At 70.4% G+C, this 18,849-nt stretch carries 20 protein-coding genes; 11 read left to right on the top strand and 9 right to left on the bottom strand.

Features of this window, described 5'->3' with window-relative positions; genetic code table 11:
• Window positions 1-29 precede the first annotated feature (29 nt).
• A complete protein-coding gene (locus ACQPWU_RS40075) occupies window positions 30-959 on the bottom strand; it encodes a carbohydrate kinase family protein (protein ID WP_433430887.1) in 930 nt (309 codons plus the stop codon).
• Window positions 956-1,882, bottom strand: a complete 927-nt coding sequence (locus ACQPWU_RS40070; protein WP_433430886.1) for a pseudouridine-5'-phosphate glycosidase — start codon at window positions 1,880-1,882, stop codon at window positions 956-958. The genes ACQPWU_RS40075 and ACQPWU_RS40070 overlap by 4 nt, the downstream gene beginning before the upstream one ends.
• Before the next feature lie 289 nt (window positions 1,883-2,171).
• Here ACQPWU_RS40070 and ACQPWU_RS40065 point away from each other — a divergent pair, with 289 nt between their 5' ends.
• Window positions 2,172-3,680: a phytoene desaturase family protein gene (locus ACQPWU_RS40065; protein WP_433430885.1), complete on the top strand. Its 1,509-nt coding sequence runs from the start codon at window positions 2,172-2,174 to the stop codon at window positions 3,678-3,680.
• Here ACQPWU_RS40065 and ACQPWU_RS40060 read toward each other — a convergent pair.
• Window positions 3,677-4,234, bottom strand: coding sequence for a TetR/AcrR family transcriptional regulator (locus tag ACQPWU_RS40060; RefSeq protein ID WP_433430884.1), 558 nt, complete (start codon window positions 4,232-4,234; stop codon window positions 3,677-3,679). The two genes, ACQPWU_RS40065 and ACQPWU_RS40060, sit on opposite strands and share 4 nt — an antisense overlap.
• Window positions 4,235-4,320: 86 nt before the next feature.
• On the opposite strand from ACQPWU_RS40060, the gene ACQPWU_RS40055 reads away from it, so the two are divergent.
• The 5 genes from ACQPWU_RS40055 (at window position 4,321) to ACQPWU_RS40035 (ending at window position 10,883) form a co-directional block, all read left to right on the top strand.
• Window positions 4,321-5,523, top strand: a complete 1,203-nt coding sequence (locus ACQPWU_RS40055; RefSeq protein WP_433430883.1) for a cytochrome P450 — start codon at window positions 4,321-4,323, stop codon at window positions 5,521-5,523.
• A gap of 64 nt (window positions 5,524-5,587) precedes the next feature.
• Window positions 5,588-6,286, top strand: coding sequence for a response regulator transcription factor (locus tag ACQPWU_RS40050; protein ID WP_433430882.1), 699 nt, complete (start codon window positions 5,588-5,590; stop codon window positions 6,284-6,286).
• The gene (locus tag ACQPWU_RS40045) at window positions 6,283-7,647 is read left to right on the top strand and encodes a sensor histidine kinase (RefSeq protein ID WP_433430881.1); all 1,365 of its coding nucleotides are present in this window, start codon (window positions 6,283-6,285) and stop codon (window positions 7,645-7,647) included. Before ACQPWU_RS40050 ends, ACQPWU_RS40045 begins: the two co-directional genes overlap by 4 nt.
• Window positions 7,648-7,671: 24 nt before the next feature.
• Complete coding sequence (locus tag ACQPWU_RS40040; protein WP_433430880.1) at window positions 7,672-8,847, top strand: glycosyltransferase; 1,176 nt, start codon at window positions 7,672-7,674, stop codon at window positions 8,845-8,847.
• The gene (locus tag ACQPWU_RS40035; RefSeq protein WP_433430879.1) at window positions 8,844-10,883 is read left to right on the top strand and encodes an ArnT family glycosyltransferase; all 2,040 of its coding nucleotides are present in this window, start codon (window positions 8,844-8,846) and stop codon (window positions 10,881-10,883) included. The genes ACQPWU_RS40040 and ACQPWU_RS40035 overlap by 4 nt, the downstream gene beginning before the upstream one ends.
• Window positions 10,884-10,916: 33 nt before the next feature.
• On the opposite strand, the gene ACQPWU_RS40030 is transcribed toward ACQPWU_RS40035, so the two are convergent.
• The gene (locus ACQPWU_RS40030) at window positions 10,917-11,240 is read right to left on the bottom strand and encodes a peroxidase family protein (protein WP_433430878.1); all 324 of its coding nucleotides are present in this window, start codon (window positions 11,238-11,240) and stop codon (window positions 10,917-10,919) included.
• Between ACQPWU_RS40030 and ACQPWU_RS40025 the strand changes: the two genes are divergently transcribed.
• From ACQPWU_RS40025 to ACQPWU_RS40010, 4 genes are read left to right on the top strand one after another with little or no spacing between them, the layout of a single operon-like run.
• A complete protein-coding gene (locus ACQPWU_RS40025; RefSeq protein ID WP_433430877.1) occupies window positions 11,232-11,483 on the top strand; it encodes a hypothetical protein in 252 nt (83 codons plus the stop codon). The genes ACQPWU_RS40030 and ACQPWU_RS40025 overlap by 9 nt on opposite strands.
• 45 nt (window positions 11,484-11,528) lie before the next feature.
• On the top strand, window positions 11,529-12,311 hold the full coding sequence (locus tag ACQPWU_RS40020; protein WP_433430876.1) for an ATP-binding cassette domain-containing protein: 783 nt from the start codon (window positions 11,529-11,531) through the stop codon (window positions 12,309-12,311).
• Complete coding sequence (locus ACQPWU_RS40015; protein ID WP_433430875.1) at window positions 12,308-13,255, top strand: ABC transporter permease; 948 nt, start codon at window positions 12,308-12,310, stop codon at window positions 13,253-13,255. Before ACQPWU_RS40020 ends, ACQPWU_RS40015 begins: the two co-directional genes overlap by 4 nt.
• Before the next feature lie 14 nt (window positions 13,256-13,269).
• Entirely contained in the window at window positions 13,270-14,223 is a 954-nt protein-coding gene (locus tag ACQPWU_RS40010) for an ABC transporter substrate-binding protein (protein WP_433430874.1), read from the top strand.
• A gap of 91 nt (window positions 14,224-14,314) precedes the next feature.
• Here the strand turns inward: ACQPWU_RS40010 and ACQPWU_RS40005 are convergent, their stop codons facing one another.
• From ACQPWU_RS40005 to ACQPWU_RS39985, 5 genes are all read right to left on the bottom strand, one after another.
• Window positions 14,315-14,581: a hypothetical protein gene (locus ACQPWU_RS40005; protein ID WP_360705718.1), complete on the bottom strand. Its 267-nt coding sequence runs from the start codon at window positions 14,579-14,581 to the stop codon at window positions 14,315-14,317.
• Between the two features lie 69 nt (window positions 14,582-14,650).
• Complete coding sequence (locus ACQPWU_RS40000) at window positions 14,651-15,502, bottom strand: helix-turn-helix domain-containing protein (RefSeq protein WP_360705721.1); 852 nt, start codon at window positions 15,500-15,502, stop codon at window positions 14,651-14,653.
• Window positions 15,503-15,559: 57 nt separating this feature from the next.
• The gene (locus ACQPWU_RS39995) at window positions 15,560-15,814 is read right to left on the bottom strand and encodes a hypothetical protein (RefSeq protein ID WP_433430873.1); all 255 of its coding nucleotides are present in this window, start codon (window positions 15,812-15,814) and stop codon (window positions 15,560-15,562) included.
• A gap of 87 nt (window positions 15,815-15,901) precedes the next feature.
• Window positions 15,902-16,915, bottom strand: a complete 1,014-nt coding sequence (locus ACQPWU_RS39990; protein WP_433430872.1) for a phosphotransferase family protein — start codon at window positions 16,913-16,915, stop codon at window positions 15,902-15,904.
• Between the two features lie 145 nt (window positions 16,916-17,060).
• Window positions 17,061-17,867, bottom strand: coding sequence for a GNAT family N-acetyltransferase (locus tag ACQPWU_RS39985; RefSeq protein WP_433430871.1), 807 nt, complete (start codon window positions 17,865-17,867; stop codon window positions 17,061-17,063).
• Window positions 17,868-17,894: 27 nt separating this feature from the next.
• Here ACQPWU_RS39985 and ACQPWU_RS39980 point away from each other — a divergent pair, with 27 nt between their 5' ends.
• On the top strand, window positions 17,895-18,830 hold the full coding sequence (locus ACQPWU_RS39980; protein ID WP_433430870.1) for an ROK family protein: 936 nt from the start codon (window positions 17,895-17,897) through the stop codon (window positions 18,828-18,830).
• Window positions 18,831-18,849: the final 19 nt, after the last annotated feature.

The following is an 18,849-nucleotide window of genomic DNA, read 5'->3' as shown; positions in this document are numbered from 1 at the left end:
GCTAATGGTGCAGCTTACGCGGCAAGCTATCAATCAGTGTGAATAGGGTAAAGACGGTTCAGATCCAAACCGTACCGTGGTCGACCGCCCACCTGGGCCACACATTCGGCACCAGCACGGCAACCTGCCTCCAAAGCCGCCTCCTCGCTGACACCCTGCAAAGTTCCTGTGAGAAACCCGGCGGCGAACGCGTCACCAGCCCCCGTCGAGTCCACGACCTCGGCGGACACCCCTGTGGCCGTCGCGACGATCTCGCCGTCCACGGCGGCCAGCGCGCCCTGTGCTCCCAGCTTCACGACCACTGTGCCGTAAGTCTCACTCAAGAGTACGGCGGCACGCTCCGCGGTCGTGGCGCCGCTCAGCAGGAGGGCCTCGTCGAGGTTCGGCAGGATGAGGCTGGCGGGGGCGGATTCGCGGATGAAACGTTCGACGCCGAAGTCGCGCAGCGGGCCCGTGGAGGCCGGGTCGATGCTGATCGCGATCCCCGCGGCCGCCGCCTCGGCCATCGCCCGCCTGGCCAGCCGCAGTCCGGCGTCGGCGAACATGACGTAGCCGGACAGGTGGAGCCGGGAGACGCCGTCGAGCAGGGACGGGTCCCAGTCGGCCTCGGAGATCAGGCCGCCGGCGCCGCGGTTGGTGAGCATCGTGCGCTCGCCGCTCTGGTCCACCATCGCGATCACGACCGCGGTCGGGCGGTCCGGATCGACGGAGATGTGGGTGCGCACGCCCGTCCTGGCCAGCTCGGTGGTGTGCCATTCGCTGCTGTCGTAGCCGAGCCTCGCCAGCAGGCGTACGTCGGCGCCCAGGAGGGCGGCCCAGGCGGCGGTGTTCGCGCCGGAGCCGCCGGGGCGCAGGACGATGTCGGCGGACGTGTCGGTGCCCGACGTGACCGGCGAGCCATGCAGCGCCACCACGTCGGTGACCACGTCACCGACGACCAGGAGGGCGTTGCCCGTCACGATCGTGCCCAGGAGACAGCGATCTTGGCGGCCAGGGCGGTGTTGCCGCGCACGGCGGCCAGGTTGGCCTCCAGGGAGGCGCCGGCGGTGCCGTCGACCAGGTAACCGAGCAGGAACGGCGTGATCGCCTGCCCCTTGACGCCCTGGCGCTCTGCGGCGGCCAGCGCCTCGGCCAGCACGCGGTCATGGAGCTCAGGGTCGAGCTGCTGGTCCTCGGGGACCGGGTTGGCGACGATCAGCGCCGTCTCCTGGCCGCCGAGCGCGTCCTGGCCGCGCATGATCGCCGCCGCCTGGTCGGGCGACTCGATCCGCCAGTCGATCGGCAGGCCGGAGGAGTGCAGGTAGAAGCCCGGGAAGGTGTCCGTACGGTATCCCGCCACGCTCACGCCCCGCGTCTCCAGCCGCTGGAGCGTGGCGGGCACGTCGAGGATCGACTTGACGCCGGCGCAGACGACCGTGATGCGGGTGCGGGCCAGCGTGTCGAGGTCGGCGGACTCGTCCTGGTCCTCGGTCCATCCGCGGTGCACCCCGCCCAGCCCGCCGGTGGCGAAGACGCGGATGCCGGCGCGGGCGGCCAGGAACGACGTGGCGGACACGGTCGTCGCGCCGCTGGCCTTGAGGGCCGCCGCCACGGGCAGGTCCCGCTGGCCCAGCTTGCGCAGGCCGGACTCGGTGGCGATGCGCTCCAGCTCCACCTCGTTCAGGCCGATGCGGGGCACGCCGTCCAGCACGGCGATCGTGGCCGGTACGGCGCCCGCGGCCCGTACGACCCCCTCCAGCTCGCGCGCCACCTCGAGGTTGCGCGGCTGCGGCAGCCCGTGGGAGATGATCGTGGACTCCAGAGCCACGACGGGCGCGCCACTCGCCAGGGCCTCGGCGACCTCGTCTGACGGCTGGAGAACGGAGTCGGGGGTGCTGCGCATGGTGTGTTTTGTGCTCCTTATGTGGTCCTGGCCCGCTTAGGGGGAACGGCGAATTTTACGGCATTTGTTCCAAACGCGGCGCTGGTCGGACGGCCGTCCACTTGAGGATCACACGAGCGGCGTCGCGCACGCCAGCGACCCGCCTGTGCCCCGTGGACGAGCCGGTCGGCGGGTAGCGGGCGGGCCGCCGTGTCGTGGGCGCGTCGCGCAGATCGTCCGACAGGTCGAAGGCGAAATGTCCAATTGTGGGCGTTGACGGGTGGTGTGGGGTGGGTCGTAGGGTGCGGTAATGGGTTCGTATGACGTGGTCGTGGCCGGAGGCGGGCACAACGGGTTGGTGGCGGCCGCCTACCTGGCCCGGGCTGGGCGCAGGGTGCTGGTCCTCGAGCGTCAGGACCACGTGGGCGGTCTGGCGATCTCCGCACGGGCCTTCCCGGGCGTCGACGTACGGCTGTCGCGCTACTCCTACCTGGTCAGCCTCCTCCCGTCCAAGATTGTCCGTGACCTCGGGCTCAAGCTGGAGCTGCGCCGCCGTCGCTACGCCTCGTACACCCCCAAAGGCGACACCGGGCTGCTCGTCGACAACGAGGACGCGCGGGCGACGGCGGCCTCGTTCATGAGCGTCACCGGCGGCGAGGCCGACCACAAGGCGTGGCAGGACTTCTACGGCATGACCGCGCGCGTGGCGCAGGCCCTGGCGCCCACGCTGCTCGAACCCCTCCCCGCGGCCTCCGAGGTCGAACGGCTCGTCGGGCCCGAGGCGTGGCGTGACCTGTTCCGGCGGCCGATCGGCCGGACCGTGGCCGAGCGGTTCGGCGACGACACCGTGCGCGGCGTCGTGCTCACGGATGCGCTGATCGGCACGTTCGCCGATCCCGCCGCCGACCTGCTGGCCAACCGGTGCTTCCTCTACCACGTGATCGGCGACGGCACCGGCGAGTGGAACGTCCCCGTCGGCGGCATGGGCGCCGTCTCGGGCGCGCTCGAGGCGGCGGCCAGGCAGGCGGGCGCCGAGATCAGGACCGGGGCCGAGATCGTCGGGATCTCGCCGTCCGGCGAGGTCACGTTCGTGGCCGGGGGCGGCGAGCACACCGTGAACGGCGGGCACGTGCTGGTCAACCTGCCGCCCGCCGTGCTCGACCGGGTGCTGCGCCGTCCCGCGACGGTCCCCGAGGGCGCGCAGCTGAAGGTCAACATGGTGCTGACCAGGCTGCCCAGGCTGAAGGACGCGTCCGTGGATCCCCGGGCGGCCTTCAGCGGTACGTTCCACATCAACGAGGGACGCGACCAGCTCGACACGGCGTATCAGCAGGCGGTGAGAGGGGAAATCCCGGAATTGCCCCCGGCGGAGGTCTATTGCCATTCGCTGACTGACCCGTCCATTCTCGGCCCCGAGCTCAGAGGCAGGGCCGAGACGATGACACTCTTCGGCCTCCACATGCCAGCCCGACTTTTCCGGAAAAATCCAGAAGAAGCCAGGGAAATGGCCTTGAAGGCCACCTTCGCCTCCATCAACTCCGTCCTGTCAGAGCCCATCGAGGAATGCCTGCTCAAGGCCCCGGACGGCGCCCCTTGCGTCGAGGTCAAAACCCCCGTCGACCTCGAAAGGGAGGCCGGGCTGCCGGGCGGCCACATTTTCCACACCGACCTGAGCTGGCCGTACGCGGAAGAAGATGAGAGATGGGGCGTGGAGACCGAGCACGAGCGCATCCTGATGTGCGGCGCGAGCGCCCGCAGAGGCGGCGGCGTGAGCGGAATCGCCGGGCATAATGCGGCCATGTCGGTGCTGAGACGCTAATCCTCTGAGATCAGCTTCATGGCGACCTCCATGGCCACGGACGCCCGCTCTGACTCCGGCACCTCCATGTCGAAGAGGAAGGGCACGCTGCCCAGGATCACCGCGAACACCGCCAGCCGTGCCTCGAACTTCCGCACCGGACTCGCCCCCGGCACCTCCAGCAGGGACACCATTTTGATCATCCCGGCCTGCATGCGCTCGCCGGTGGGCATCCCCTGCATCGCGCCCTGATTCACCTGCGCGAACTTGAACAGGGGCCGCCACTGGTCCTCGAGCAGTTCGCCGATCCGCCGCAGGATCTCCCGCCTGGACTCGGGGGTCTTGGGCTGCTCGCGCCCCCACTCCACCAGCTCTTCGATCGACTCGACCAGCCCCTCGGTGACGCTCGCCAGGATCGCCTCCTTGGTACGGAAGTGGTAGTAGAGCGCCGGCCTGGTGATCTCCAGCCGCTCCGCCACCTCCTGCAGTGTGGTCTGCTCGTATCCCCGCTCGGCGAACAGCTCCAGCGCCACCTTCTGGATCCGCTCCTTGGTGTCCGTCCGCCGCCCTGCCATGCCACTCCCATCACTTGACGACCGGCCCACGATCACTTACTTTCGCGTAAGTAAGCAATGCGATCCGGCTTATAGGGAGCAAGACTATGGCTCAGACCTTCCCCGTCCAGCGCACCTGCCCGTTCGCTCCCCCGCCCGAGTACGAGCGGATGCGCGAGGAGGCCCCGCTCGTGCGGGCCTCGCTTCCCGGCGGCGACGTATGGCTGGTCACCAGGCTCGCCGAGGCGAAGCAGGTCCTGTCGGGTACGGGCATCAGCACCAGCCCGGCCTCCCCCGGCCATCCCAACTGGCTGTTCAGCCCGGAGCCGCCGACCCCGGAGGAGCAGGCCGCGATGCGGGAGTTCGCGGTCGGCCACTTCATCGACCTGGACCCGCCGGAGCACGGCAGGTTCCGGCGGCTGCTCATCCCCGAGTTCACCGTCAGGCGCATCAAGGAGCTGCGGCCCGGCATCCAGCGCCTCGTCGACGAGCTCATCGACGACATGCTGGCCAAGGGTGGCGAGGCGGAGCTGGTGGAGGCGTTCGGGCTGGCGCTGCCGTCGCTGGTCATCTGCCAGCTGCTCGGGGTCCCGTTCGACGACCGCGAGTTCTTCCAGTCGCGCACCCGGGAGGCCCTGTCCAGCTTCGAGGACCAGGACGCGAGCCGTGCCGCGATGATGGAGATCAGGGACTTCCTCGACGACCTGGTCACCAAGACCGAGCGGCAGCCCGGGGACGACCTGCTCGGGCGGCTGATCGAGACCGGGCAGCTCACCCACGACGAGCTGGTGGGCGTGACCTTCCTGCTGCTCGTCGCGGGCCACGAGACCACCGCCAACATGATCCCGCTCGCCGCGCTCACCCTCATGCGGAACCCCGGCCAGCTCGCCGCGCTGCGCGCGAATCCGGACAAGTGGCCCATGGCGGTGGACGAGCTGCTGCGCTACCACTCGGTGGTGGACTGGGTGGCCTTCGACCGGGTGGCCATCGAGGACCAGGAGATCGGCGGGCAGCTCGTCAGGAAGGGCGAGGGCATCTTCGTGCTCGGCGCCTCCGCCAACAGGGACGAGCGGGTGTTCGAGCGGCCGGACGAGTTCGACATCGAGCGCGGGGCCCGCCACCACGTGGCGTTCGGGTACGGTGTCCACCAGTGCCTGGGGCAGAACCTGGCCAGGGCCGAGATGGAGATCGCGCTGCGCACGCTGTTCGAACGTATCCCGGGCCTGCGAGTCACGGTGCCGGACGAGGAGCTGCCGTTCAAGGGCGACGGCCCCATCTTCGGCCTCAAAGCGATGCCCGTCGCGTGGTGATCCTCATGAAACGCGGATGAGTGCGTTTATCAGGTTTTCATGATGAGCCTCTAGCTTTTAACGCATGAGTGAGCCCGCACGGTTGTTGGTGGTCGACGACGAGCCCGCGTTGCGCGAGGCCCTGCAGTCGAGCCTGGAGTTCGAGGGCTACAAGGTCGTCGCGGCCAACGACGGGCAGGCGGCGCTGGACGCGCTGGCGCTGGAGCCCTACGACGCGGTGCTCCTGGACGTCATGATGCCCAGGCTCGACGGTCTGACCGCGTGCCGCCGGCTGAGGGCGTCGGGCAACCACATCCCGGTCCTCATGCTCACGGCCCGCGACGCCGTCGGCGACCGGGTGTCGGGGCTCGACGCGGGGGCCGACGACTACCTGGTCAAGCCGTTCGAGCTGGACGAGCTGCTGGCCCGCGTCCGCGCGCTGCTGCGGCGGGGCGCGCTCAGCGCGAGCACTCCCGAGGGGCACACGCTGTCGTACGGGGACCTGCACATGGACCCGGCGACCAGGGAGGTCACGCGGGGCGAGCGCAGGCTCGACCTGACGAGGACCGAATACCTGCTGATGGAGCTGTTCCTGGCGCATCCGCGCCAGGTGCTGACCAGGGACCAGATCCTCAGCGAGGTGTGGGGGTTCGACTTCGAGCCGACGTCCAACTCGCTCGACGTCTATGTGATGTACCTGCGGCGCAAGACCGAGGCCGGGGGCGAGGCCCGTGTGATCCACACGGTGCGCGGGGTGGGGTACGTCCTACGGGCCGCGCCGTGATCTGGCGCAGCCTGCGCACCCGCCTCACGCTCCTGGTCGCGGCGGCGGTCGCGGTCGCCATCGCGCTCAGCGCGGGGGCGTGCTTCATGATCGTGCGAGGGCAGCTCTACGACCAGGTGGACAGAGAGCTGAAGCCGACGCGGCCAGGCGAGAACAGCCTGCCCTGGCTCATGGAACACTGCCAGCCCACACCCGAGCCTGTGGGGCATTACGGACCGCCGCAGGCGACGCAGATCATCTACAGTGACGGCCGCCCCACCTGTTACATGGGGGCGGCGTTGAAGATCATGCCGGAGGATCTCGCCATCGCGTCGGAGGGCGGCGAGCACCTGCACAACGGGCTGGCCGAGGACGGCTCGCCCATGCGCATCCTCACCGTCAACGTCGGTCCCGGCACGGCGGTCATGGACGCCCGGCCGATGGGCCGTCTGCAGAACACCCTGCGCAACGTGGCGCTGCTGCTCGCCCTCGTCTCGGCGCTCGGCGTGCTGGGTGCCGCGTCGGCGGGCCTGCTCATCGCCCGCACCGCACTGCGACCGGTGGGCCGCCTCACGCGCGCCGTCGAGCACATCGCCAAGACCGAAGACCTGGACACCCGTATCCCCGTCGAAGGCAACGACGAGATCGCCCGCCTCAGCTCGTCCTTCAACGCCATGACCACCGCCCTCGCCGGCTCCCGCGAACGCCAGAAACAGCTCGTCGCCGACGCCGGCCACGAGCTCCGAACACCCCTGACCACCCTCCGCACCAACATCGACCTCCTGCTCCGCAGCGAGCAAACAGGCCGCAGTCTCGAGCCCAAGGCCAAGGAGCGCCTGCTGGTCAACGTCAAGGCCCAGTTCGCCGAGCTGTCCACGCTCGTCGCCGACCTCCTCCAGCTCGCCAGAGGCGACACCGAGCACGAGCCGCATGTCGAGCTGGCCTTCCACGAGGTCGTGACGGCGGCCGTGGAACGAGCCAGGCTGCGCGGCGCCGAGGTGGCCACCGAGCTCAAACCCTGGTACGTCGTCGGCAGCGCCGCCTCGCTCGAACGCGCCGTGCTCAACCTCATCGACAACGCCGCCAAGTTCAGCCCCGGCGGCCAGGTCGAGGTGCGGCTGCGCGGCGGCCGGCTGACCGTGCGCGACCACGGCCCCGGGCTGCCCGCGGAGGAGCTGCCTCACGTCTTCGAGCGGTTCTGGCGCTCGCCGTCCGCGCGCGGCCTGCCCGGCTCCGGGCTGGGCCTGGCGATCGTGGCGCAGGCCGTCGCGGAGGCCGGGGGAGAGGTACGTCTCGCGAACGCGCCAGGTGGCGGGGCCATCGCGACGATGGAACTGCCGGGAACTCTCATGCGTAACTCAGAAACGGATAAGTCCCATTAAATCCCCGCCCCGTGAGCTTGGGGCATGGAGACAACAGCAGTAAGGACGCGCCTGGTCGAGGTGGTCGTCCCGGTCTACAACGAGCAGCGGGCGCTCCGCGCGAGCATCACCCGGCTGCAGACGTACCTCACCAGGAACTTCCCCTACGGCTTCCGCATCACGATCGCCGACAACGCCAGCACCGACAACACCTGGCAGATCGCCACCGAGCTCGCGGGGGAGCTTACGCACGTACGGGCCGTGCACCTCGACGAGAAGGGCCGCGGCCGGGCGCTGCGCACGGTCTGGTCGCGGAGCGAGGCCGACGTCGTCAGCTACATGGACGTGGACCTGTCCACCGACCTGGACGCGTTCCTGCCGCTGGTCGCGCCCCTGCTGTCCGGGCACAGCGACCTGGCCATCGGCACCCGCCTGGCCAGGGCGTCGAGGGTCGAGCGGGGGCCGAAGCGCGAGTTCATCTCCCGCTCGTACAACCTGCTGCTCCGTTCCGTGATGGGCGCCGGGTTCTCCGACGCGCAGTGCGGGTTCAAGGCCGTGCGTACGGAGATCGCGCAGGCGCTGCTGCCCGGCGTGGAGGACGAGCAGTGGTTCTTCGACACCGAGCTGCTGCTGCTCGCCGAGCGGCACGGGCTGCGTATCCACGAGGTGCCCGTGGACTGGGTGGACGATCCCGACAGCCGGGTCGACATCGTCCGGACCGCGCTCGACGACCTGCGCGGCCTGGTCAGGGTGGCGCGCAAGACGCTGTGGGGAGCGGCTCGCATCCCCGTGCCCGCCAGGGTCGAGCGGGCCGAGCTGCCGAAGGGGATGGCCAGGCAGCTGCCCAGGTTCGCGATCGTGGGCGTGGTGAGCACGCTGGCGTACCTCGCGCTCTACTCGCTGCTGCGGCTGATCGTCTCGCCGCTGGCGGCCAACGCGATCGCGCTGCTGGTCACGGCCGTGGCCAACACCGCCGCGAACCGCCGCTTCACGTTCGGCGTCAAGGGCTCGGGCGGGGCGCTGCGGGACCAGTTCGAGGGCCTGATCGCCTTCCTCGTCGGGCTGGTGCTCACCTCGGGCACCCTGTCGCTCCTGCCCGCCGGCGTCTCGCACGGCGTCGAGCTGGTCGCGGTCGTCATCGCGAACGCCGCCGCCACACTCGTACGCTTCCTGCTGCTGCGCGTATGGGTCTTCAACCCCAGAAGGAGGACTGCCCGATGACCGCCACCGCCGCGCGCCCCGCGCACCGGATCCCCGCGAGCCGCAGCCTGCCCGCCCGCCTCTTCCTGGGCGCCGCGGAGGACCCGCGCTGGTCCAGGCCCGCGCTGTGGGGGGTGCTCGCGGTCGCGTTCGTCCTCTACGTGTGGGGGCTGAGCGGCGACGCCAACCAGTACTACTCCGCCGCCATCCTCTCCGGCACCAAGAGCTGGAAGGCCTTCTTCTTCGGCGCGCTCGACGCCGGGTCGTTCATCACCGTGGACAAGCCACCGCTGGCGCTGTGGGTGATGGGGCTGTCCGCGCGGATCTTCGGCTACGGCACCTGGAGCATGCTGCTCCCGCAGGCACTGGCCGGGACGGCCTCGGTCGGCCTCGTCTCCTCCTCCGTGCGCCGGGCGTTCTCCGGCGGACGGTACGGGCACACAGCCGCGTTGGTGGCGGCCGTGGTCATGACGTTCACCCCGATCACCGTGGCGATCAACCGGGACAACAACCCGGACACGATCCTCGTGCTCCTGCTGGTGCTGGCGGCCTGGTTCTGCCTGGAGTCCCTGCGTACCGGACGGCTGCGGCCGTTGCTGCTGTGCGCGCTCTTCGTGGGGCTGGGCTTCAACGCGAAGATGCTGCAGGCGTACCTCGTGGTGCCGGCCTTCGCGCTGGCGTACCTCGTGTGCGCCCGCGCCTCGTGGGCGAAGCGCGTGGGGCACCTGCTCGCGGCCGGCGTCGTCATGCTGGTGTCGAGCGCCTGGTGGATGGTGATCGTCGATCTCTTGCCCGCCGGCTCCCGTCCCTACATCGGCGGCTCGACGGACAACTCCGTCTGGGACCTGGTGATCGGCTACAACGGCCTGGGCCGCGTCTTCGGCCAGGGCCAGGGCCCCGGTGGCGGTGGCGGCGGCGGGGGCGCCGGTTTCGGCGGGGAGTCCGGCGCCGGGCGGCTGTTCAACGACATCATGGCCGGGCAGATCTCCTGGCTGCTGCCGTTCTGCGTGGTGGCGCTGGCGTTCGCTGTGATCATGCGGGTGCGGCGGCTCACGGACGGCCCGTCCTGGGCGGCGTGGCTGGTGTGGGGCGGCTGGCTGGTCGTCCACTACATGGTGTTCAGCTTCTCCAGCGGGACCTTCCACCCGTACTACACGACCGCGATGGCTCCCGCGGTGGCCGCTCTGTGCGGGATGGGCGGCGTCGTCATGTGGCAGGCGTACCGGCGGTCGCGGGCGTGGGCCTGGGCGCTGCCGCTGGCGGTGGCCGTGACGGGCGCCTGGTCGTTCATGGTGCTGCGCCGCACGCCCGACTGGGCGCCGTGGCTGGCCTGGGTCGTGCTCGGGGCGACCTTGGTGGCCGTGGCGGTGCTGGCGCTGGCCAGGGTACGGGCGCAGGTGACGGTCAAGATCGCCGCCGTCGCGCTGGCCGCCACGGTGGTCGCGGGGCTGGCCGGTCCTGCCGCTTTCGCCGTCACGCCGTTGCAGTCGCAGGTGAACGGGTCGAACCCTACGGCCGGGCCGAGCACGGGAGGGATGGGCTTCGGCCGGATGGGCGGCGGACCCGGCGGCCAGTTCCCCGGCGGCGAGTTCCCTGGAGGTCAGATGCCCTCCGGTCAGGTGCCCCCTGGTCAGATGCCCGGTGGGCAGGGACAGCAGGACGGCCGGGACGCCGGTTCGGGGACGGGCCGGAGCGGCCGGGCGGGCTTCATGGGCGGCGGCCCAGGCGGCGGTGTCAGCGACTCCATGGTCAAGTACCTCCTGGCCAACCAGGGCAAGGCCACCTGGCTGGTCGCGGTGAACAGCTCCATGCAGGCGTCGCCGATCATCCTGTCCACCGGCAAGCCCGTGCTCGCCATGGGCGGCTTCACCGGCAGCGACCCCGCCATGACCGTGGACCGCCTCAAGGAGCTCGTCTCCTCCGGACAGCTCCGCTACGTCATGTCGGGCGGCGACCGCGGCGGCCCGGACAGGGGTAACAGCGAGGTGAGCACGTACGTACAGGAGAACTGCAAGGCCGTGGACGGCCAGGAGGGCCTCTACGACTGCACCGCGTGACCGGGAAGGGGCACCTCGACGGCGCCCCGCACCTCAGGGCCGGGATCGGCGCCATGGGGCGAACGCGTTCTCCACGCGGTGCAGCGCCGGGCGGAGCTCCGGATGGTGGCGCAGGATCACGGAGGCCGTGTCGCTGAAGGCGAACCCCCGCGGGCGCTTCTCGGCGAACATCCCCACGATCAGGTCGACGTCCTCCAGCCGGTCCGAGTACACCTCACGCAGCTCCGCCGCCAGCGCCGGATCGTCGGTGAGCGTGTCGAACCCGCTCGGCGGCGGCAGGTGGAGCAGCTCGCGGAAGTCGCTGTAGCGGGGCACGCCCAGTTCGCGGCAGCGGACCCCGGGGCCGACATGTGGCACGACACCTCCACCCTGTACGTCCGGATCCTGCGCGGACACACCGCTCCGGCGGGCGACGCGGGGGCCGAGGTGGTCGCCGCGGGCGTCATCAGGATCCTCCTGCCGGACTTCATGCACCAGCTCACGACGTTCCGCACCTGGGGACCCGACGGGGCCGCGGCGATGGTGAGGTTCGGCCGGTTCTTCCTGGGCGAGTTGTGGGACGCCTACCGTGACCTCGCGGCGGTGTCCCGGGTGCCGTGACATCTGAGCCTTGACAACGATGTCAATCGCATTCTTGATGTTCTTATGGCCGTACCGTTGATCGCCGCCCGCGGGATCGTGAAGAGCTACGGCCACGTCGAGGCGTTGCGCGGCGCGGACTTCGCCCTGCGGCCCGGCGAGGTGGTCGCGCTGATCGGCGACAACGGCGCGGGCAAGTCCACGCTGGCGAAGATCCTCTCAGGCGTCGAACGGCCGGACGCGGGGACGATCGAGATCGACGGTGAGCCGGTGGCGTTCGGGTCGGTCGAGGAGGCTAGGAGCGCCGGCATCGAGACCGTCTACCAGGACCTCGCGCTCTGCGCCGACCTCAGCCCCGCCGCCAACTTCTTTCTCGGGAGGGAACGGCTCAAGCCCGGCCTCCTCGGTCTGCTCGGCGTGCTGGACAACGCCGCCATGCGCCGCGCCACGCGCGATGCCTGCGAGCGGCTCGGCGTGCGGCTCGCGTCCGAGACCACGCCGGTCTCCGCGCTGTCCGGCGGGCAGCGGCAGGGGGTCGCGGTGGCCAGGGCGGTGACGTGGGCACGGCGGGCGGTGTTCATGGACGAGCCCACTGCCGCGCTCGGTGTCGTGCAGACCCAGCGCGTGCTCGACCTCATCCGCGGCGTGCGTGATTCGGGCGTGTCCGTCGTGCTGATCAGCCACAACATGCAGGACGTGAAGGCGGTGTCCGACCGGGTCGAGGTGCTGCGGCTGGGACGCAGGGTGGCCCGCTTCGACACCGCGAACGTCTCGATGGAGGAGCTGGTCGGGGCCATGACCGGCGCGCTCGGCGCACAGGAGGACGGCGGGCGGGGGAGTGGCGCATGAAGGGAGCGCGGCTGGGGCGGCTGCAGGTCGTGTGGATCGGGCTGGTGCTGGTCGCGCTGCTGGTGGCGTTCTCGGTGCTGGCGCCGAGCACGTTTCCGACCTCGTTCAACCTGCTCAACCTGGTCAGCGACGCCGCCATCCTGCTGCTGCTCGCCACCGGCATGACGTACGTGATCATCACCGCGGGGATCGACCTGTCGGTGGGCGGGGTGCTGGTGTTCTCGGCCGTGGCGGCCGCCGAGGTGATGGACGCCACCGGCTCGCTGCTCCTCGGCACCCTGGCCGCGCTCGTCACGGGACTGGCGTGGGGCGTGCTGAACGGCGTGCTGATCGCCATGGGCCGTATCCCCGCGCTGATCGTGACGCTCGGGACGCTCGGCATGTCGCTCGGCGGCGCGCTGCTGCTCACCGGCGGCGTCGATCTGCGTGCCCCGTCGGACCTGAATCTCGGTCTCGGCCTGGCGCGCTGGCTCGGCGTGCCGCTGATCGCGTGGATCTGCGCCGCCATCACGGCCGCCCTCGCCCTGATGCTCGCCTACACCCGCTTCGGGCGGCACACGTACGCGATCGGGTCCAACGCCGAGGCCGCCAGGCGCGGCGGCGTGGCCGTGCGCGGGCACCTGATCAAGGTGTACGGCCTGGCGGGGCTGCTGGCCGGGCTGGCCGGGCACCTGTCGCTCGCCAAATACGGCATCACCGGCGTGTCCGCGCACTCCACCGACAACCTGCAGGCCATCGCGGCCGTGGTGATCGGCGGCACGTCGCTGTTCGGCGGCATGGGGACGGTGGCCGGGACGGTCATCGGAGTGTTCATCCCGGTCGTGCTGCAGAACGGGTTCCAGATCCTGGGCGTGCGACCGTTCTGGCAGCAGGTGGTGGTCGGCGCCGTGCTCGTGGCCGCCGTCTACGTCGACCAGTGGAGGCGCAGAGCCCGGGACCAGTAGGAGGAGGCACCACGATGCGCAAGGCTGTGGCAGCTATTGGAGCGCTGTTGACGATCGCCGCCTGCGGCGGGCAGGGCGGGGGGAGCGGGCAGATCAGGGTGACGCTTGTGCAGGGGCTGGCGGGGGAGGAGTTCTACGAGACCTTGGCCTGCGGCGCGAAGGCCAAGGCCAAGGAGCTGGGCGTGGCGCTGGACGTCCAGGGGCCGCAGAAGTTCGACCCGACGCTGCAGACGCCGATCGTGAACTCCGTCGTCGCCTCCGAACCGGACGCCATGCTCATCGCGCCCACCGACGTCAAAGCCATGATCGCGCCGCTGACCCAGGCCAAGCAGCAGGGCATCAAGATCATCCTGGTGGACACGGTCGTGGAGGACCAGAGCATCGGCCTGTCCAGGATCAGCACCGACAACCTCAAGGGCGGCGCGGCGGCGGCCAAGGCGCTGGCGGAGCAGATCGGCGACAAGGGCAAGGCGCTGGTCATCTCCACCGACCCGGGCGTCAGCACGGTCGACGCCCGCATCAAGGGGTTCGAGCAGGAGATCAAGGCGGCGCATCCCGGGATCACGTATCTGGGCGTGCAGTATTCGCACAACGACGTCGGGGAGGCATCCAAGATCGTCAACGCGGCCCTGGCGAAGGACCCCGACCTGGCGGGCGTGTTCGCCACGAACCTCAACTCGGCCACCGGCGCCGGATCCGCCCTCCAGCAGGCGGGCAAGCTGGGGAAGGTGAAGATGGTCGGGTTCGATGCCGGTCCCGCTCAGGTCAAGCAATTGAAGGACGGTGTCGTGCAGGCGCTCATCGCGCAATTGCCCGGCGACATCGGCGCCAAGGGCGTGGAGCAGGCCGTCGCCGCCGTCAAGGGGCAGCAGGTCACGCCGTCGATCCCCACGGACGCCACCATCGTCACCGCCCAGAACGTGGACCAGCCGGAGGTGCAGAAGGTCCTCTACAAGGCGGGCTGCTGAGCGCTGGCGTGGCGGCACGGGCGGTGGTGCCCTTGAGCGGAGATCCGCGCAGGCCGTAATCCCGCGTCAGGGGCCGTAAGTCCTGTTCGGGTCAGGCGGGGAGGGCGGCGAGGAGGAAGGCGAGGCGGGCGGCGGCGGACTCGACGTCCTCCGTGGTGCCGAGCCGGTAGCCCCACGAGGTGATGAACGCGCCCTCGTCGGAGCACGTCACCGTCTCCACAAGGGTGGCCGAGAAGCGGTTGCGGACCGACACGTACGCCGGGTCGCTGGACAAGGCGAGGCTCTGGACCGACAGGTCAGCGTGACGACCCGCGTGCCAGGCGAACCGCTCGAGGCAGAGCGCGGTATCAAGCATCATGCGTCACCTCCGCAACGTCTCGCGACAGAATTGCACGATCTTGGGTGGGGAGGCAAGCAATTGCTGCGGTTAATGTGATGTTTGTTTGCGGTATTCGTGAAGAATTCTGATGATGATGTCCCGTCCGGCTTCCTCGAGCTCCGCCACCTTCGCGTAGTCGTCGAAGGCCCGGACGTAGAAGGCGATGTCGTCCGGGTCGCGAAGGACCAGGTCCTTCGTCATGGTGGCCACCGACACCATGGCCTCGTTGTAGATCCAGAAGCCGTTGATCGGGCTGGACGGCAGCTCGGAGGCGAAGGGGATCACCCCGAACTCCACGTTCGGCAGCGTACTGACGGCGAGTAATCGGTCCAGCTGTCCGCGCATCACCTCGGGCGGCGCGAGAGCGGTACGGAGGGCCGCCTCCGTCACCACGAACCTGAACGTCCGCGTCCGGTCGTAGAGGATCTCCTGGCGCTGCATCCGCACCCGCACCGCGGCGTCGATCTGGTCGGCGGCGCTGTAGAGGCGCTTGACCTTGCGGAACACGTGCCTGGCGTATTCGGACGTCTGCAGCAGGCCCACGATGATGCCCGGCTCGAACACCCTGAACAGCTTCGTGCGCGCCTCCAGGTCGCGGATGTCCTCCTGGATGGCGGCCAGGCCGCTGCGGTGGCGCTGCTTCCAGTCGTCGTGCCGCTCCAGCAGCGCGATCGCCTGCCTGATCAGCTCGTCCGTCGTGTCGGGCGAGGCGCGTACGGCCTGCGCCCACACGACCACGTCATCCTCGGTGGCGGTCTGGCGGGCGTTCTCCAGGCGGGAGACCTTGGACGGCTGCCAGCGCAGCCGCTCGGCCAGCTCCTTGCCGGACAGATGTGCGGTCTCGCGCAGCTGGCGTAATTGGCTGCCGAGGTCGACACGCGCCTGCTGAAACGACGTCACGCCGCAAGAGGCTAGCCCTGTCCGTGCCGATCATGCCAGGGCCGGCCGCAAATGTGATCAAGCGGTTGCCGACGGTGTTCCTTCGCTGTTCGGGAAAGCGGTTGCCGCATGGTCAGGCAGGACCCGGCGGGCGATTTCGGTGATGAGCTCGCGGGGGACCTCCACCGCGACCTCGCCGTCGAGCACGTCGCGGAGGTCCGCGAGCGCCTCCGCGTCGGTGACTTGCAGGCCTTGTACGACGATGGTGCCGCGGTCGGTCTCGTACAGAGTGGGGCAGGCGCCCGCCTCCGAGGTAGAGCCGAGGAACCGCATGCGCATGACGATCCTTCCCCGATAACCAAGTGCAATTGCGCGCAATTGTATGGCTCAGGGGCTAACAAGTGATCGTTTTTCCGGAAATCAGCTGAGAATCCCGTCCATAAACCCCCGTGCCCGTTCGAACAGCTCCAGGGTGGTTGCGTGTAGTACGTCCCCTATGTCCTTAGGTGCCTTTCCCGCGAAGGCCCGCGCGTGCGTGCCCTCGAGGACGATGCCGAGCTTGAAGCAGGCCATGACCGCGTACCAGTCGATGGCCGACATGTCGCGTTCGGACAGCGCCGCGTAGTATGCGATCAGCTCCCGCGGCTCCGGCAGCCCGGGGACGTGGCCGTTGTTGATCGGCCAGGTGGCCAGCAGCCAGCCGAGGTCGATCAGCGGGTCGCCGACCGTGCACATCTCCCAGTCCACGATCGCGGCGACGCGGGGGCCGTCACAGGCGAACATCAGGTTCGCGAAGTGGTAGTCGCCGTGCATGATCCCGGGCGTGAACGTGCGCGGGAGACGGCGCGCGAGCCAGCCGGCCGTCTCGGACAGACCCGGGATGTCGGGCCCGGGATAGCCGTCGAGCTCGCCGTACGAGTCGAGCTCCTTGAGCCAGCGCGGCACCTGCCGCTCCAGGAAGCCCTCCGGCCTGCCGAACCCCGGCAGCACCCCCGGATCGACCCGCCCCAGCTCGGCCAGCGCGGCGGCGGCCTCCAGCCCCATGCGGTGCCTGATCGCCGGGTCCGAGGCGTGCGGCTCCGGCAGCCCGGTCGAGGGGTTGAACCCGTCGACCGGCTCCATGAGGTAGAACACCGGCTCCCGCTCGGTCTGCGCGGCCACCAGCCTGGGCGCCGGGACGGGCGTGTCCCGCAGCGCCGCCAGCACCCGCGCCTCACGGCGCAGCACCTCGTTGCTCCTGCGCCGGGCGTGCATGGGAGGCCTGCGCAGGACGTACGGGCGGCCGCCGCGCTCGAAGCGGACCATGACGTTCTGCGTGCCGCCCAGGACCGGCGCCTCACCCGCGATGGGGCCGGCGGGCAGCCCTTGGGTGTCCATCCACGCGCCGAGCGCGGCGAAGTCGATGGCGCTGACGTCGATGTGGGTGGTGGTCATGACCCGCCCTTCGACAGAACCATGTTCGGGTTGCCGACCCTACGAGAGCGCCGCGCCCACGGTCAACCCGCCGCCCGCCGCCCGCCGCCTGCCCACAGCGCCATCGCGACCCGGGGCCGCACCGCGTGCCCAGGGCGCCGGGCCGTCAGCCGAGGGCCTGCATGAACGGGGGGAACTGGCAGGAGCGGTCGCCCGGCAGGTCGCCGCCGCGCACCATCTTCGAGACCGGCCACGGGTCGCCGATGCCGTGCCCGGCCGCCCACCTGACCATGCCGTCCATGGCCAGGTCGAAGTCCATCCGCACCTCGCCGCCCGCGTGCAGCGCCAGGTCGCCGATCAGCGCCCGTGCGGTCTCCTCGTCCCGCGCCACGACGGGGCCGATCACGGTGTTGTCGTCGTTGCGCCAGCAGTGGCCGAAGCCGCCGTCCGCGATCCGTACCTGCTCGCCGAACCCGGACATCCGCCGCAGCACCGCCGACCGGTCCGTGCCGAACAGCTCCGCGTCCAGTTCCAGGATCTCGTCGAGATCGGCTTCCGTGGCGGGGCGGGTCGTGCCGGACGGCTCGCCCGCGAAGACGCCCGTGTGCTTGGCGGCCCTGCCGACGACGCGGAACCCGAGCCGTTCGTAGAGCGGGCGGCCGTGGTCGGTGGCGTAGAGGGAGACCGTACGGGTCCCGGCCTGTTCCAGCACGTGCTCCATGAGCCTGCGGGCCAGGCCCTGCCGCGCGAACCTCGACGCCGTGAGCACCATGCTGATCACGGCGTGGTCGTCGCCGTAACGGGTCAGGATGTTCGTGGCGGCCAGGCCGTCGCCGTCGGGGGCGTCGATGCCGTACGGCTCGCCGACCTCGAAGAGGAGGCGCCACTTGTGCCGCTCGGGGAGCCAGCCGCGATCCTTGGCCAGGCGGGCGCAGTCGTCCAGGTCGTGTTGGGTGAGGCGACGGATGGTCATACTCGGACCTTAGGGGACGATAGACGGATGGATTGCGTCGTTGCTGTTGATGTAGGCGGTACAACCATCAAAGGCGGACTTGTCGCCCGCGACGGGACAATTCTGCATTTCGAGCGCCGTGACACACCTCGTGGCGCCGACCGGGTGATCGCCGCCATCTCCGCCTTCGTGGCCGACCTGTCGCGGCCCCGGCCAGGGCTGCGCCCGGTGGCCGTGGGGCTGGCGGTGCCCGGGCTGGTCACGCCCACCCACGCCGTCTTCGCCGCGGCTTTCGGCTGGCGGGACGTGCCCGTCTCGTCGTTCACGGACGTGGACCTGCCGGTGGCGCTCGGGCACGACGTCCGCTCCGCGGGGGAGGCGGAGCTGGCGTACGGGGCCGGAGGGGATGACGTGCTGTTCCTGCCCATCGGCACGGGCATCGCGGGCGCGGTCGTCCTGTCCGGCTCGCTGTACGGGGGCGCCGGGGGATGGGCCGGCCAGATCGGTCACACCCCGGTCCGGCCCGATGGGCTGGCGTGCGGGTGCGGGCAGCGGGGATGTCTGGCGGCGTACGCGTCGGGCGGGGCCATCGCGGCGCGGTACCGCTCGGGGGCTGTGGGTGATGCGGTGCGGAATGGCTCGGGGGCTGCGGCGGGTGATGCGGTGCGGCATGACTCGGGGGCGACGGCGCGTGACGTGGTGCGACTGGCCGCCGAGGGGGACGTGCGGGCGGCGGAGGTCTGGTCGTCGGCCGTGGACGCGCTCGCTCTGGCGCTGGCCACGTACACGCTGCTGCTCGACCCGGCGCGGATCGTCATCGGGGGCGGTGTCTCGCTGGCGGGGGACGCGCTGCTGGTACCGCTACGGGAGCGGCTGGCGGGGCGGCTGGCGTTCCGCCGGCCGCCGGAGGTGGTGGCGTCGTCGCTCGGAGTCGACGCCGGCCTACTCGGGGCGGGGCTGCTGGGCTGGCGATCAGCCTCGTAGCCGCCGGGGATGCCGTCGG

It is taken from the genome of Nonomuraea sp. CA-141351 (assembly GCF_050944675.1).
Classification (GTDB): Bacteria; Actinomycetota; Actinomycetes; order Streptosporangiales; family Streptosporangiaceae; genus Nonomuraea.
This window is presented reverse-complemented; position numbering and strand designations above follow the sequence as displayed.